Origin of the sequence: Lutibacter citreus (genome assembly GCF_003260195.1) — a bacterium.
Classification (GTDB): domain Bacteria; phylum Bacteroidota; class Bacteroidia; order Flavobacteriales; family Flavobacteriaceae; genus Lutibacter; species Lutibacter citreus.
Map to the genome: position 1 here is coordinate 135968 of NZ_QEIH01000001.1, position 15224 is coordinate 151191.

The window sequence follows — 15224 nt, forward strand, 5'->3', positions numbered from 1 at the left end:
TTCAGTCTGAAGGCTGAGGATAGGAATGAAGAATTTACAGTTTTGTAATTTATAAGATTCCTTGTTTTGGCTAAGAATAACATGTAAAAACTCTGCTCAGAGACATGTTACTGAGCAGAGTTGAAGTATAAGTAACGTTTAACTTATAAAAAAATAATAATGAACTATTGCATTAAATTGTTTATTTCCAAAATTCAAGTGTCATACCTGTTTTTAAGCGTTTAAACTTAAATTCTTTCTGAAATGCTTCAATAGCTGGTTCAGCTGTGCAGTGGGATGGAAATATTTTAGAAATTTTACATTTTTTTAAAAAACGAATTGTTTCTTGTGTTTGAGCATCGTTATTTTTTAAATGAAAACCTCCAATAACTGCTTTTATTTTTGATCTTTTAAATTTTTTCTGAGCATAATCTATAATATTACAGATTCCTGAATGTGAACAACCAGTAACTATAATAATTTCATCTTTGTTTAAAAGCACCAAAGCAGAATCATCTGGCACAAAGTCAGGTTCACGTCTACTATCTATAAAAGATGTGGTTTTGGCTTCAAAATTATTGAGTCTAGGAATTTCACCTAAAAAAATCATGCTATCATTTATAATATATGGTTTGCTAGATTTAATTATTTTAAATTTTTCGTTTAATTCTTCATCACTTAAAGTTAATCCAATGGGAGATTTGTCTTTTTTACGGTATCTTTTTATAAAAGATGACGGATGTGTAATTAAGGTTTTATCTTTAAGATATTTTAATCCACCTCCGTGATCCCAATGTCCATGACTTAATACAACGGTATCTATATCATTTTCAATATCTATATTTAAAAGTTTTGCGTTTTTTAAAAACACATCAGTTGCACCAGTATCAAACAGAATTTTATTGTTATTGTGTTCTATCAAATAAGATAGCCCGTGTTCAGCTTCAAATTTTTTCCCTGCACAATTTTCAGTAAGTACGGTTAGTTTCATTTTAATTTAAGTTGAAATTAGTGGTAAGTTTTTTAAGAATAAAATCTGGTGTTTTTTTTGGTAAACGGGTTTTTGAATCAACAAAAACAACGGTTGTATTTGCGCTAACAATTTTATCTCCAGAAATGTTAAATATTTCAAATTCAAAATTAAATCTTACAGTAGGGATTTCTTTTATTATTGTTTTTATAGTAAGTAAATCATCATAAAAAGCAGGTTTTAAGTATTTAATATCAAATGAAATTACTGGAAGCATAATTTTATTATCTTCAAGTATTTTATCTTCAATTCCTAGTTTTCTTAATAACTCTGTGCGTGCTTGGTGACAATAATTTACATAGTTTGAATGATAAATATATCCCATTTGATCCACTTCATTATATCTTGATCTCAATTGTAATTTGTGAGTTATCATGATTTATATGTGTTTAACATTTTATAAATGTCCCATTTTTGAAACTTTAGTTTCAAAGTATTTTATGTTGTGCGTATTAGGGGTGATTTTTAATGGAACTCTTTTTTTAATTTGAATACCGTTCTCTTCAAGTTTTAAAACTTTATCAGGATTATTGGTTAATAAATTAATTTCAGAAATATTTAGTGTTTTTAAAATTGATGCAGCAATATCATAGTTTCTTTCATCTGGCTTAAATCCTAGTTTAAGATTTGCATCAACAGTATCCATGCCATTTTCTTGAAGTTTGTACGCTTTAATTTTATTTAAAAGTCCTATTCCGCGTCCTTCTTGCATTAGATAAATTAAAATACCTTTTCCGTTTTTTTCAATTAGTTGTAAAGATCTTGCCAATTGTTCACCACAATCGCAGCGTAATGAACCAAATAAATCTCCAGTAGCACATGCAGAATGTACGCGTGTTAACCAATCTCCTTTTAAATTACTAGTTCCTTTTATAATGGCAATATGTTCAAGACCAGATTCTTTATCTTTAAAAACAATCAATTCAAAATCCCCAAATTTAGTTGGTAATTTTACTCTTTCGCCTTTAATTAAATTTAATAATGTTGTGTTCATGTTTCTTGTTAATTGGAAATTAATTTGCTCAAATTTTCATTATTTTTTAAACGATCAATAATTTCTGCTACAGTGCAATTTTCATTATTTATCATTACTATTTGAACATTATTATTGTCTAAAACTTCTTTTGCTTGATGCCCAAATTCACCAGAGATAATTTTGCCAACTTTTAGATTTAAGGCTTTTTCTGCTGCACTAACTCCTGCTTTGTTGTTTGAGTATGGAAAGTAGTTATTATGAAATTCAATTTCATCTAAGTTGTTGTCATCAATCAAACAAAAATAGGGTGCTCGACCAAATCGCAAGTCGAATTGAGATTTTGTGTCATTTCCAGTTGAAGTGATAATTGTTTTCATTTTTAAGAATTTAAATTTGTGGTTGTCTCAAAATTTGTTGAAGTACACATTGGACAAATATGGTTATTAATAGTTTTTGGAATGGTGAATTTTGCTTCACAGTTATTACATAAATACCAGCTTTTATCTAAAGCTACATTCCCAAAAACAGTTTTAATTTGAAGTGTTTCAACCAATGCTTTGGCAATTTTTCTTCTTCCAGTTTCGTAAATTCTGGCAAAAGTTGCTCTAGATATTCCCATTAATTTACTAGCCTCTAAATGAGTCATCAGTTTGTAATCTGCTAATTTTATGGCTTCATACTCTTCATAAAACAAATCAATAGAGTCAATAGATTCTTTGGTAGTGCCATAAGGTTTAAATCCCTTAAAATCTGGCGGAGCAACTATTTTTCTAAGTTTTTTTTTAGGTGGCATTTACAGTATGTATAAATATATTTTTTAATTCCAATACAAAGATAGTGAGAATATTCTCATAATAAAAATTAGAAACTCGAATAAGCTTTTTGAGCTGTTAATCTTATTTAGAAGTACTAATGCTTTTAGAAGTACTAATGTTTTTAGAAGTATTTTTGATTTAGAAGTGGAAAATAGCTGTTATTTTTTGCTTAAACGTTGTTAATTTACGCAATTTTTAGCCTTTTTAAGCTTAAAATTAGTATTGCAAATAATTTCATGGAAATTACATGTAGGTAAAATTTAACGTGAATTTAAGGGCTGAAAAAGTAGATTGGATAAAAGATATTTATTTTGAGGGTTATTATATTAACTTTTTTAATTAAAGTGTAAATAATATCACAAAAACATTTAAATCTTATAATAATAAAGGAGTTTCTGTAATTTAACTTAAAAAAATGCTCATTATTTTGTAAATTTGCAAATTCAAAAATAGGGCCAATTAAACGGCTCTTAATTAGTATAGATAAAAATTTAGATATAAAATATGAGTTCTACATTATTTGACAAAGTTTGGGATTCACATGTGGTACGTAAAATTAAGGATGGACCAGATGTGTTTTTTATTGATAGACATTTAATTCATGAAGTTACAAGTCCTGTAGCTTTTTTAGGGTTGAAAGAAAGAAATAATTCAGTATTATTTTCAGGGCGTACCTTTGCTACTGCAGATCATAATACACCAACAATTAACCAACATTTACCTGTTGAAGATCCGTTATCGGCAAATCAATTAAAAGCCTTAGAAGAAAATTCTGCTGAATATGGAATTTCTCATTGGGGATTAGGTGATGAAAAAAATGGAATTGTGCATGTTGTAGGTCCAGAATATGGAATTACATTACCAGGAGCAACTATTGTTTGTGGAGATTCACATACATCTACACACGGTGCTTTTGGAGCAATTGCCTTTGGTATTGGTACTTCTGAAGTTGAAATGGTATTGAGTTCGCAATGTATTATGCAGCCAAAACCAAAGAAAATGAGAATTAACATTACTGGAGAACTTGGTTTAGGAGTTACACCAAAAGATGTTGCATTGTACATTATTTCTAAGTTAACTACTTCTGGTGCAACTGGTTATTTTGTTGAGTATGCAGGTGATGTATTCAAACAAATGTCTATGGAAGGTCGTATGACTGTTTGTAACTTAAGTATTGAAATGGGTGCTCGTGGAGGTATTATTGCTCCAGATGAGAAAACATTTGAGTATGTTAATGGACGTTTATTTGCTCCAAAAGGTGCAGATTGGGATAAAGCAATGGCTTATTGGGAAACACTTAAAACTGATGAAGATGCAGTTTTTGATAAAGAATTAACTTTTAGTGCTTCTGATATTGAACCGATGATTACTTACGGAACAAATCCAGGTATGGGTACAGGAATATCAAACAATATTCCAACTGCTGATCAAGTTGAAGGAGGAGCAGCTACTTATAAAAAATCTCTAGATTATATGGGGTTTTCTGAAGGTGATACTATGATAGGGAAACATGTAGATTATGTTTTTATTGGAAGTTGTACCAATGGTAGAATTGAAGATTTTAGAGCATTTGCATCTATAGTAAAAGGAAGAAAAAAAGCAGATAATATTACAGCTTGGTTAGTACCAGGTTCTCATATTGTTGAAGCAAAAATAAAAGAAGAAGGTTTATTAGATATTTTCCACGAAGCTGGATTTGTACTGCGTGAACCAGGTTGTTCAGCTTGTTTAGCAATGAACGATGATAAAGTTCCTGCAGGTAAAGTAGCAGTAAGTACTTCAAACAGAAACTTTGAAGGACGTCAAGGACCAGGATCAAAAACATTATTGGCAAGTCCACTAGTTGCAGCTGCTACAGCAGTAACAGGAGTTGTAACTGATCCAAGAACACTTTTATAATTTTAAAACTACTAAAATGGCTTACGATAAATTCGAAATATTAAAAAGTTCTGCGGTTCCATTACCAATTGAAAACGTAGATACAGATCAAATAATACCAGCTCGTTTCTTAAAAGCAACAGAGCGTAAAGGATTTGGTGATAATTTATTTAGAGATTGGAGATACAATCCAGATAATACACCAAAAGAACAATTTGTATTAAACAACCCAATGTATTCTGGGAAAATATTAGTTGGAGGTAAAAACTTCGGTTCAGGTTCTTCAAGAGAGCACGCTGCTTGGGCGGTGTATGATTATGGATTCCGTTGTGTAGTTTCTAGTTTCTTTGCAGATATTTTTAGAGGAAACTGTTTAAATATTGGTGTATTACCGGTTCAGGTAAGTGCTGAGTTTTTAGATAAAATCTATAAAGCAATTGAAGCAGACCCAAAAACAGAACTTGAAATAGATTTACAAAAGCAAACTATTACTTTATTGGTAACAGGAGAAAAAGAATCTTTTGATATTAACGGATACAAGAAAGAAAATATGTTAAATGGTTTTGATGATATAGATTATTTATCAAAAATGAAAGAGGAGATAAAAGACTTTGCTGAAAAAAGACCTTTTTAATTATAGAGTTACAGTAAAGCTGTCTAAAAAGTTTTAAACCCGTTATGCTGAACTTGATTCAGTATCTCATCATACAGATGAACAAACAGAATGGGAACCTGAAACAAGTTCAGGTTGACGAACTTTAAATTTAAAACAATTGTTTTAATAATATGTCAAAGAGAAAAATTGAAATAATGGATACTACGCTCCGTGATGGTGAACAAACATCAGGAGTTTCATTTCCTTCAGCAGAAAAACTAACCATTGCAAAACTGCTTTTGGAAGAGTTAAATGTTGATAGAATTGAAGTAGCTTCCGCTAGAGTTTCTGAAGGTGAATTTCAAGCTGTTAAAGCCATAACAAATTGGGCGAGCAATAATGGATATATTGACAGGGTTGAAATGTTAACTTTTGTTGATGATGGAAGATCTATAGAATGGATGAAAAAAGCTGGAGCTAAAGTTCAGAATTTATTAACCAAAGGATCTTTAAATCATTTAAAACATCAATTAAAGAAAACACCTGAACAACATTTTTCTGAAATTAAAGATGTTGTTGAATTAGCTCAAAAAGAAGGAATTAAAACCAATGTTTACTTAGAAGATTGGAGTAATGGAATGCATAATTCACCAGAATATGTTTTTCAATTTTTAGACTTTCTAAATACACTTCCTTTAGAAAGAATTTTACTACCTGATACTTTAGGAGTATTAACACACTATGAAACGTTTGATTATTTTTCACAAATAACGGCTAAATATCCAAATACGCATTTCGATTTTCACGCACATAATGATTATGATTTAAGTGTGGCAAACGTTATGGAATCTATAAAAGCAGGAGCTAGAGGATTGCATTTAACTGTTAATGGAATGGGTGAACGCGCAGGAAATGCGCCAATGGCAAGTGTTGTTGCTGTTATAAATGATTTCTTTAAGGATGAGGTTGAAATTCAAGTAAAAGAAACTTCATTATATTCGGTAAGTAAAATTATTGAAACTTTTTCGGGAGTTAGAATTCCTTCAAATAAACCTATTGTAGGAGATAATGTTTTTACTCAAACTGCTGGTATACATGCGGATGGAGACAATAAAAATAATTTATATTTTAACGATTTAATGCCTGAACGTTTTGGTAGAAAACGTAAGTATGCTTTAGGGAAAACATCAGGAAAAGCAAATATTGAAAAGAATTTACAAGAACTTGGTTTAGAATTAGATCAAGTTGATTTATTAAAAGTTACCCAGCGTATTATAGAGCTAGGTGATAAAAAAGAGTTGGTTACAAAAGAGGATTTACCATATATAATATCTGATGTATTGGACAGTAATTTGTATGAAGAACGAATTACGGTTGAATCTTATGTTTTAACACATTCAAAAGGGTTAAAACCTTCTACAACTGTTGCTGTTAAAATTGATGGTGAATTGTTTGAAGAACTCTCTGAAGGTGATGGTCAATTTGATGCTTTTATGAATGCTTTAAGAAAGATTTATAAAAAGAAAAAGTTAACAATGCCTAATTTGGTTGATTATGCCGTTCGTATACCTCCGGGAAGTACTTCTGCAGCACTTTGTGAAACTATTATTACTTGGCAAAGTGAAACCAATAAATTTATAACACGAGGTTTAGATTGCGACCAAACAGTGTCTGCAATAAAAGCAACTCAAAAAATGTTAAATATCTGCTAGTTTTAAAGATTGAAACTAATTTTAAGGTATTTAATATGAAAAATAAAAAACAACATAAAATTATAGAATAATGAAATTAAATATAGCACTTTTAGCTGGAGATGGAATTGGACCAGAAGTAATTGATCAGGCAGTAAAAGTTTGTGATGTAGTTGCAACTAAATTTAATCATGAAATTAATTGGAAACCAGCATTAACTGGTGCTGCTGCTATTGATGCAGTTGGTGAACCTTACCCAGATGAAACACACGAAATTTGTAAAAGTTCTGATGCTGTTTTATTTGGAGCAATTGGACATCCTCGTTTTGATAATGATCCTTCTGCAAAAGTTCGTCCAGAGCAAGGTTTATTAAAAATGCGTAAAGCTTTAGGATTGTTTGCTAACGTACGTCCTACATTTACATTTCCTTCATTATTAGAGAAATCTCCTTTAAAAAGAGAACGTATTGAAGGTACAGATTTAGTTTTCTTAAGAGAATTAACTGGAGGTATTTACTTTGGAGAAAAAGGACGAAGAGATGATGGAGAAACAGCTTATGATAACTGTGTTTATACAAGAGCGGAAGTAAAACGTTTAGCTGTAAAAGGTTTTGAATTAGCGATGACGCGTTCTAAAAAATTATGTTGTGTTGATAAAGCTAACGTTTTAGAAACATCTCGTTTATGGAGAGAAACTGTGCAAGCAATGGAGAAAGATTATCCAGAAGTTGAGGTTACTTATGAATTTGTAGATGCGGTTGCTATGCGTTTAGTACAATGGCCAAATAGTTATGATGTTTTAATTACTGAAAACTTATTTGGAGATATTTTAACTGATGAAGCTTCTGTAATTTCAGGTTCTATGGGATTAATGCCATCGGCATCTTTAGGTTCTGATATTGGTTTATTTGAGCCAATTCACGGTTCTTACCCACAAGCAACAGGATTAAATATTGCAAACCCAATGGCTACAGTTTTATCTGCAGCAATGATGTTTGAAAACTTTGGTTTACAAGAAGAAGGAAAAGCAATTAGAGAAGCTGTAAACAAAGCCTTAAATGAAGGTATTGTAACTGAAGATTTAGCAGATGGAGGTAAAGCTTATGGAACAAAAGAAGTAGGAGATTGGTTAGCAGCTAACGTATAGTCAATTTTTATATTTTATTTAAACTGTCTAAGAAGTAAAAAGAGCGTAATTCTGAAATAATTTCAGGTTAACGTAAGCTTTACTTTTTAGACAGTTTTTTTTGTATAAATTATTTTTAATACCACATTATAAGTTGAAGATACTTATCTTGTGGTATTAAAATATAAAAAATAATTCTATGAAATTAATTATTCAAAATCTATCCAAAACTTATAAAAACGGAGTGAAAGCGATAGATAATTTAAGTCTTGAAATTGGAACTGGAATGTTCGGTCTTTTAGGTCCAAACGGAGCAGGAAAATCATCTTTAATGCGAACTATTGCTACTTTGCAAAGTCCAGATTCAGGAACCATCACTTTTGGCGATATTAATGTTTTGGAAGATAATATGGCGTTAAGAAGAGTGTTGGGATATTTACCACAATCTTTTGGGGTATATCCAAAAATGTCTGCAGAAGAATTATTAGATTATTTCGCTACTTTAAAAGGGGTTGCGTCAAAAGAAGATAGAACTAAATTAGTAAAGGAAGTATTAGAAATTACAAATTTATATGAAGTTAGAAAAAAACATGTTGCAGGTTATTCTGGCGGAATGAAGCAACGGTTTGGAATTGCTCAATTATTATTAAACAATCCAAAATTAATTATTGTTGATGAACCAACTGCAGGTTTAGATCCAGCAGAACGTCACAGGTTTTTAAATGTATTACGTGAAGTTGGTACAAATTGTACCGTTATATTTTCAACACATATTGTTGACGATGTAAAAGAATTATGCAATGAAATGGTAATTGTAAATGGAGGGAGAATTTTAAAACAAACAACTCCAACAACATGTACGGAAGAAGTAAAAGGTCAAATTTGGACTAAAGTAATTGAACGTGATGAATTGGAGTTGATGGAAGCAAATTTTAATGTGTTATCATCCAATTATAATCAAGATAATACCTTAAACATAAGAGTTCATGCTACAGAAAAACCAGCTGAAGATTTTAAAGAGGTAATACCTCAGTTAGACGATGTATATTTTATTGCATTGAAAGAAGATGAAGCAAATTTAGTTTCAGAATAAGGTTCTTTTTTAACAATTAAAACGTACATATATGTTTACAACAATATTTAAACACGAATTAAAATATTGGTTTAAGAAACCATCATTTTATATATACTTAGCTATCTTTTTTGTAATAGCACTATTTGTTTCAGCCAGTTCAGCTGGTATTTTTGACTCGCTTACGGTAAGCGTAGGTTCTTCAAAAATAGTGAATTCTCCCAAAAACTTAAATGGAATGTTTAATGGGTTAACCATTTTAATTTATTTTTTGTTTCCTTCAATAATTGGTGTATCCATTTTTAGAGATTTTAAAAGTGAAATGCATACCATTTTATACTCATATCCATTTACAAAAAAGGATTACCTATTTGGTAAATTTTTAAGCTCATTTTTAATAGTTACACTAATTGTACTAATTATTGGCTTGGGAATGTTTATAGGATTTAGGTTGCCAGGTACAAATGCTGAAATTATTGGTGATTTTAGATTTACAGCGTACTTACAAGCGTATTTTATTTATATAATTCCAAATGTATTTTTGTTTGGTTCAATTGTATTTGCAACAGTAACTTTTACTCGAAACATTTCAGCAGGGTTTATTGTTGTTGTAATGTTAATGTTAATTCAAGGTGTTTCAGAAAGCTTATTAAATGATATTGATAATAGGTTAATTTCGGCTATGTTAGATCCATTTGGAGGTCAAGCAGCTAATTATTATACACGTTATTGGACTGTTGCTGAGCAAAACGACTTGTTACTTCCTGTTAAAGGAGTTGTTATTTACAATCGTTTATTGTGGTTGGCAATTGCTGCAGTTATTTTTGGTTTGGTATTTAAATATTTTTCGTTTAGTCAAAACGCAGCATCATTTAGCTTTAAAAAACAAAAGGCTGAACGTGTAACAAAAAGTAATTTTGGAGGAATTACTAAGATTGAACTTCCAAAAGTATCGTATGATTATTCATTTTTTCAAAATTTAAAAACAACGTGGAAACTATCAAATATAGATTTTAAATTTATTATAAAAAGCTGGCCGTTTTTAAGTATTTTACTGGTAGGGCTTATTTTTATTTTAATAATGTCTATTTCTTTAGGCGAGATTTCAGGTACAAAAACGTATCCAACTACTTGGCAAATGTTATTGTATCCTGGGAGTACTTTTTCATTATTTATAAATATACTTACTTTTTTATATGCAGGCGTACTTGTTCAAAGAGCAAAAGTTGCAAAATTTAATCATTTAATTGATGTTACTCCAATTCCAAATTGGACTTTGTTACTATCTAAATTTGTTGCTTTATTAAAAATGCAATTAGTATTACTATTTGTAATTATGGTTGGTGGTATTATTTTTCAAATTTATAGAGGTTATTATAATTTTGAAATAGACCAATACTTGTATGAATTATTAATTATAAAATTTGTTTATTTTGCTGTTTGGGCATTCTTGGCATTATTCATTCAAACATTAGTTGGCAATGCTTATTTAGGGTTATTTATATTATTAGTAATTTCTATAGGTTTACCATTTTTAAGATTAGTAGGGATAGAACAATCTATATTTAAATACAATCAAGGACCGGGTTATTCTTATTCAGATATGAATGGTTATGGAGCATTTTTTAGTAGCTATATGTTTTATAAAATTTATTGGATTTTTGCGGGACTTGTACTACTTATTATTTCAGCATTGTTTTGGGTTAGAGGATTACCACATTCTTTTAAAGAACGATTATCAATTGCTAAATCTAGATTTAAAGGGGTTTATAAAATTGGATTTGTAATATTTTTAGTAGCTTTTTTAGCAATAGGTTATAGAATTTATTATGAGAATAATGTATTAAATGATAGAGTTTCAATAAAAGAACGGGAATTATTACAAGTTGAATGGGAGAAGAAATATAAAAAGTTTGAAAACAAAACACAGCCTAGAATTGTTGCTGTAAATGTTGCGATGGATATTTTTCCAAAAGAATTAGATTTTAAAGCAACAGGTACATATATTATGATTAATAAATCTTCAGAAAAAATTGATAGTATTTTATTGAATCATAATAATTATCCGAGCACTTTTACTTTTAATAAGAAGAATAAGTTAGTTTTAGAAGATACCATTCATAATTTTGATATTTATAAATTAGAACAAGTTTTGTTACCTGGTGATAGTTTATCGTTAACTTTTGAAGTTAAAAATAAACCAAATACATTTCTTCGAATTCATTCAGACGTAAAAGAAAACGGAACATTTATTAATAATAAAGTGTTATTCCCTTCTTTGGGTTACGCAAGTGGAGGAGAGTTAAGAGATGATAAAATTCGTGAAAAATATGAGTTGCCTAAAAATGAATTAAGACCATTTCCAACTGATTCTACAGCATTAGGAGATACTTATATTTCAAAAGATTCTGATTGGATTGATTTTGAAGCAACTGTAAGTACTTCTAAAGATCAAATTGCAATTGCTCCAGGTTATTTACAAAAAGAATGGGTAGAAGGTGAAAGACGCTATTTTCATTATAAAATGGATAGTAAAATCTTGAATTTTTACGCATTTAATTCCGCTAGATATGAAGTGAAAAAAGATACTTGGAACGATGTTAATTTAGAAATTTATTACCACAAAGGACACGAATATAATTTAGACAGAATGTTAGAAGGTATGAAAGCTTCTTTAGATTATAATTCTAAAAATTTTAGTCCTTATCAACACAAACAAGTTAGAATTGTTGAGTTTCCTAGAACGGAAGGAAGTTTTGCTCAATCATTTCCAAATACAATTCCTTTTTCTGAGGGTGTAGGTTTTATTGCAGATGTTGATGATTCTGATAAAGGAGGAGTTGATTATGGTTTTGCAATAACGGTACACGAATTAGCACATCAATGGTGGGCGCATCAAGTAATTGGAGCCGATGTAAAAGGAGCTACAATGCTATCTGAAAGTATGGCTGATTATGTGAAATTAAAAGTACTAGAGCATCAACATGGAAAAAAGAAAATGCGTAAGTATTTAAAAGAAGCATTAGATGATTATTTAAAAGGTAGAACTGTTGAAAAGAAACGAGAAAGTCCGTTAATGTATAATGATGGTCAAATGTACATTCATTATAAAAAAGGTTCACTGGTTTTTTATGCATTAAGTGATTATTTAGGTGAAGAAAATTTAAATTCAGCTATAAAAAAATATGTTGAAAAGGTAAAGTTTCAAGAAGCACCTTATACCACTTCAATTGAAATGGTTGATTATATTAAACAAGCAACTCCAGATTCTTTAAAATATGTAATTAAAGATATGTTTGAAACAATTACACTTTATAAAAATAGAGTTGTAGATGTTGAAACTACGGAATTAGAAAATGGAAAATTTCAGGTAGATATTGAGTTTAATGTTAGTAAATATAGAGTTAGCGATAAAGGAAAGCGTTTGTATGGAGATAAAGTTGGAGATACTCTTTCTTATAAAACCGAAAAAATGAAAAAACCAATAATGTCACTTCCATTAAAAGATTATGTTGAAGTTGGTGTTTTTTATGAGGAAGAAATTGATGGTGAAAAAGAAGAGGTTGAACTTTACTTGAAGAAGCATAAAATAACGTCAATAAACAATAAAGTAAGCATTATTGTAGATAAAAAACCAACGGAAGTAGGTGTAGATCCTTACAATAAATTAATAGATAATAATTCTGAAGATAATAGGCGAGAGCTTTAATGATATTTAAACCTAGCAGGCTTTAAAACCTGTTAGGTTATTATTATGTTATTCAATTTCAATTGTATTAAAGTGGTTTTAAAAAGGATAATACTCGCAAAATTATGAGTTGGTTTTAATTTATTTTTTCAACAAAAATCGAACACTTTTTTATAAAAATTGTTATATATATATTATTAGTATATTTGATTTTATAGTTTTATAGATGAAAAATTTAGGGGTTATAATTTTTCTTTGGTTTTTAATTGTTTCAATTAAAGTTGAAGCTCAGGAAACACTTCCAATATATTCGGATTATTTATCTGATAATGTATTTTTAGTGCATCCTTCTGCAGCAGGTTTTAGGGATTGTAGTAAAGTACGATTAACTGTAAGAAATCAATGGAGCGGAGTACAAGATGCACCATCTTTACAAACATTAAATTTTCATACAAAATTTGGTCAAAAAGGAGGTTTAGGATTTATAATTTTTAATGATCAAAATGGATATCATAGTAGACAAGGGCTTCAAGGTTCTTATGCCTATCATTTAGATTTAGGGAGGCTTGAAGATTATAAACAATTATCTTTTGGTATTTCTATGATGGTTGTAAATAATAAATTAGATGAAACTTCATTTGAAATTCCAGACCCGGTTATTTCTCAAATAGTACAAAGTTCTGGTTATTTTAATGCCGATGTTAGTATGGCTTATCACAATATGGATTTCTTTTCATATTTGACTATTAAGAATATAATGCTTACAGCAAGAAATTTATATAATGATGATTATGAATCATTAAATTTAAGAAGGTATTTATTGTCTTTGGGCTATTATTTTGATTATTATGAAGGAAGTGGAGTAGAGTTTGAACCTTCTATTATGGTTCAGTATATTGAAAGAACAAATGAGAAATTTATTGATTTCAATTTTAAAGTTTATAAAGAATTGGAAAATGCGAAGCTTTGGGCTGCTTTTTCATATAGAAGAGGATTTGATGGTGTAAATACGGAGCAATTAAATTATTTAACTCCTATTGTTGGAGTGAATTTTGATAAATATATGTTCTCTTATACTTATACAAAACAAACTGGTGATATTTTATTTGACGATGGAAGTTACCATCAAATTACACTTGGTTTTAATTTTGGATGCTTTAGCCCAAGAAGGTTTTGGAATGAAAGAGGCGGTAAAACAAATAGAATGTTTTAGCGTTTTACCTCTTTCATTATTAAAAGTGGGATTACTTCCAACTAAAATTCTTTTTCATAGCTTGTTTTTTAATAGAACCGATTAAGGCATTTTCTAAATCGTTGTTTTTTGAAGTGGCTTGTTTTGTTGCAACGTATTTTTTTCTTTGAACATTTAATTCTTGAATTTTTTCTTGAATTATAATACGCTCTTTTTGTTTGGTTTCTACATATTTTTTTAACTCTATGTTAGATTTGTTTTGTAGATGTTTTGGCAAATATTTTTTATTCATATCATCATAATTCATTTTTTTACTTTTTGCGGCATCTACCAAATCCCAGCTTGAGTTTTTATACATTCTACTACTTTTACTAACTGCTCTTTTAACTACAACTTCGTCATTTAATTCTTCAGCTTTTGAATCTTGTTCATACTGTAGTTTTTGTTTGTTATAACCTTCAGCGCCATAACTAATATAGGTTTTGTTTAATTTATTATTTAATTCAATAATAACTTTATCATAAGGAGTTTTAATGTGAACAATTTCTTTATTATGGTCAATAGTCATATAATCCCCTTTTGTTAAATGAGCACCTTCTTGCCATTTTCCTGAAATTCCATTTTCGTAGTTTCCACAAAAAATAGTGTTTACAGTAACATCTTTTTCATTTGCTAAAGAAGCAGCTTCTTTATAACTTAATTTTCCTTGGGTGAACGGTTCATTACCTGCAATAAAAATTATTTTTAGGTCGTTTTTATTAGTTCCCCAAGCTAAGTTTTTTAATGAAGTGTTTATTACTTGTCCACAGTATTCACTGCCTCCATTTGTTCTAAGAGCAAATAATTTTTCTGAAATTACATCTAAGTCTTCACTAAAGTTTAAAACTTGTCTTATAAAGCCGTCAGATTGTTCTAAACCATCATTTCCATATTCATATAAGGCAATTTGTAAGTCTGGTTGATTTGTGCCGCATTTGGCATACGATAATTCGTTTACAATTTCCCAAAGCTGTGTTTTAGCTTGGTTAATAAGTCCGTCCATACTATTACTGGTGTCTAATAATAGTGCAACTTTAATTTGCTGTTTTGCTTCTGGATTATTAGCATTACAAGTAAAAGTTGAGATGGTTAGTGTGATGATTAATAATTTTAAAAGCGTTTTCATAATATTCTGGTTTAAAT

At 29.6% G+C, this 15224-nt stretch carries 13 protein-coding genes; 7 read left to right on the forward strand and 6 right to left on the reverse strand.

The annotated features are described in order from the left end of the window. Positions 1–181 precede the first annotated feature (181 nt). Genes DAD81_RS00480 through DAD81_RS00500 form a run of 5 tightly spaced genes read right to left on the reverse strand, consistent with a single transcriptional unit; the run spans position 182 to position 2778 of the window. Complete coding sequence (locus DAD81_RS00480; RefSeq protein ID WP_111706261.1) at positions 182–970, reverse strand: MBL fold metallo-hydrolase; 789 nt, start codon at positions 968–970, stop codon at positions 182–184. Position 971: 1 nt separating this feature from the next. Then, the gene (locus tag DAD81_RS00485) at positions 972–1385 is read right to left on the reverse strand and encodes an acyl-CoA thioesterase (protein ID WP_111706262.1); all 414 of its coding nucleotides are present in this window, start codon (positions 1383–1385) and stop codon (positions 972–974) included. A 21-nt stretch (positions 1386–1406) separates the two neighbouring features. After that, positions 1407–2003, reverse strand: a complete 597-nt coding sequence (gene ribA, locus DAD81_RS00490; protein WP_111706263.1) for a GTP cyclohydrolase II — start codon at positions 2001–2003, stop codon at positions 1407–1409. Positions 2004–2011: 8 nt separating this feature from the next. Then, entirely contained in the window at positions 2012–2362 is a 351-nt protein-coding gene (locus DAD81_RS00495; RefSeq protein WP_111706264.1) for a NifB/NifX family molybdenum-iron cluster-binding protein, read from the reverse strand. Positions 2363–2364: 2 nt separating this feature from the next. Beyond that, the gene (locus DAD81_RS00500; RefSeq protein WP_111706265.1) at positions 2365–2778 is read right to left on the reverse strand and encodes a DUF134 domain-containing protein; all 414 of its coding nucleotides are present in this window, start codon (positions 2776–2778) and stop codon (positions 2365–2367) included. Positions 2779–3304: 526 nt separating this feature from the next. Between DAD81_RS00500 and leuC the strand changes: the two genes are divergently transcribed. The 7 genes from leuC (at position 3305) to DAD81_RS00535 (ending at position 14063) form a co-directional block, all read left to right on the forward strand. Further along, complete coding sequence (leuC, locus tag DAD81_RS00505) at positions 3305–4699, forward strand: 3-isopropylmalate dehydratase large subunit (protein WP_111706266.1); 1395 nt, start codon at positions 3305–3307, stop codon at positions 4697–4699. Positions 4700–4715: 16 nt separating this feature from the next. Continuing rightward, positions 4716–5312 (forward strand): 3-isopropylmalate dehydratase small subunit, encoded by a 597-nt coding sequence (leuD, locus tag DAD81_RS00510; protein WP_111706267.1) that lies wholly within the window; start codon positions 4716–4718, stop codon positions 5310–5312. Between the two features lie 152 nt (positions 5313–5464). After that, positions 5465–6985 (forward strand): alpha-isopropylmalate synthase regulatory domain-containing protein, encoded by a 1521-nt coding sequence (locus DAD81_RS00515; RefSeq protein WP_111706268.1) that lies wholly within the window; start codon positions 5465–5467, stop codon positions 6983–6985. Between the two features lie 70 nt (positions 6986–7055). Next, positions 7056–8111, forward strand: coding sequence for a 3-isopropylmalate dehydrogenase (leuB, locus tag DAD81_RS00520; protein WP_111706269.1), 1056 nt, complete (start codon positions 7056–7058; stop codon positions 8109–8111). Between the two features lie 178 nt (positions 8112–8289). Then, on the forward strand, positions 8290–9183 hold the full coding sequence (locus DAD81_RS00525) for an ABC transporter ATP-binding protein (RefSeq protein ID WP_111706270.1): 894 nt from the start codon (positions 8290–8292) through the stop codon (positions 9181–9183). Positions 9184–9214: 31 nt separating this feature from the next. Then, positions 9215–12871: an ABC transporter permease/M1 family aminopeptidase gene (locus DAD81_RS00530; RefSeq protein ID WP_111706271.1), complete on the forward strand. Its 3657-nt coding sequence runs from the start codon at positions 9215–9217 to the stop codon at positions 12869–12871. A 205-nt stretch (positions 12872–13076) separates the two neighbouring features. Beyond that, positions 13077–14063 carry a PorP/SprF family type IX secretion system membrane protein gene (locus DAD81_RS00535; RefSeq protein WP_111706272.1) on the forward strand — a complete coding sequence of 329 codons (987 nt, stop codon included), beginning with the start codon at positions 13077–13079 and terminating at the stop codon, positions 14061–14063. A 31-nt stretch (positions 14064–14094) separates the two neighbouring features. Here the strand turns inward: DAD81_RS00535 and DAD81_RS00540 are convergent, their stop codons facing one another. Further along, complete coding sequence (locus DAD81_RS00540; RefSeq protein WP_111706273.1) at positions 14095–15207, reverse strand: vWA domain-containing protein; 1113 nt, start codon at positions 15205–15207, stop codon at positions 14095–14097. Between the last annotated feature and the right edge of the window lie 17 nt (positions 15208–15224).

Excerpts from the sequence above, each read along its gene's own strand:
- leuD (WP_111706267.1), top strand. The coding sequence starts at position 4,716 with ATGGCTTACGATAAATTCGAAATATTAAAAAGTTCTGCGGTTCCATTA.
- DAD81_RS00525 (WP_111706270.1), top strand. The coding sequence starts at position 8,290 with ATGAAATTAATTATTCAAAATCTATCCAAAACTTATAAAAACGGAGTG.
- DAD81_RS00485 (WP_111706262.1), bottom strand. The coding sequence starts at position 1,385 with ATGATAACTCACAAATTACAATTGAGATCAAGATATAATGAAGTGGAT.
- leuB (WP_111706269.1), top strand. The coding sequence starts at position 7,056 with ATGAAATTAAATATAGCACTTTTAGCTGGAGATGGAATTGGACCAGAA.
- DAD81_RS00495 (WP_111706264.1), bottom strand. The coding sequence starts at position 2,362 with ATGAAAACAATTATCACTTCAACTGGAAATGACACAAAATCTCAATTC.
- ribA (WP_111706263.1), bottom strand. The coding sequence starts at position 2,003 with ATGAACACAACATTATTAAATTTAATTAAAGGCGAAAGAGTAAAATTA.
- leuC (WP_111706266.1), top strand. The coding sequence starts at position 3,305 with ATGAGTTCTACATTATTTGACAAAGTTTGGGATTCACATGTGGTACGT.
- DAD81_RS00480 (WP_111706261.1), bottom strand. The coding sequence starts at position 970 with ATGAAACTAACCGTACTTACTGAAAATTGTGCAGGGAAAAAATTTGAA.
- DAD81_RS00515 (WP_111706268.1), top strand. The coding sequence starts at position 5,465 with ATGTCAAAGAGAAAAATTGAAATAATGGATACTACGCTCCGTGATGGT.
- DAD81_RS00540 (WP_111706273.1), bottom strand. The coding sequence starts at position 15,207 with ATGAAAACGCTTTTAAAATTATTAATCATCACACTAACCATCTCAACT.
- DAD81_RS00500 (WP_111706265.1), bottom strand. The coding sequence starts at position 2,778 with ATGCCACCTAAAAAAAAACTTAGAAAAATAGTTGCTCCGCCAGATTTT.
- DAD81_RS00535 (WP_111706272.1), top strand. The coding sequence starts at position 13,077 with ATGAAAAATTTAGGGGTTATAATTTTTCTTTGGTTTTTAATTGTTTCA.
- DAD81_RS00530 (WP_111706271.1), top strand. The coding sequence starts at position 9,215 with ATGTTTACAACAATATTTAAACACGAATTAAAATATTGGTTTAAGAAA.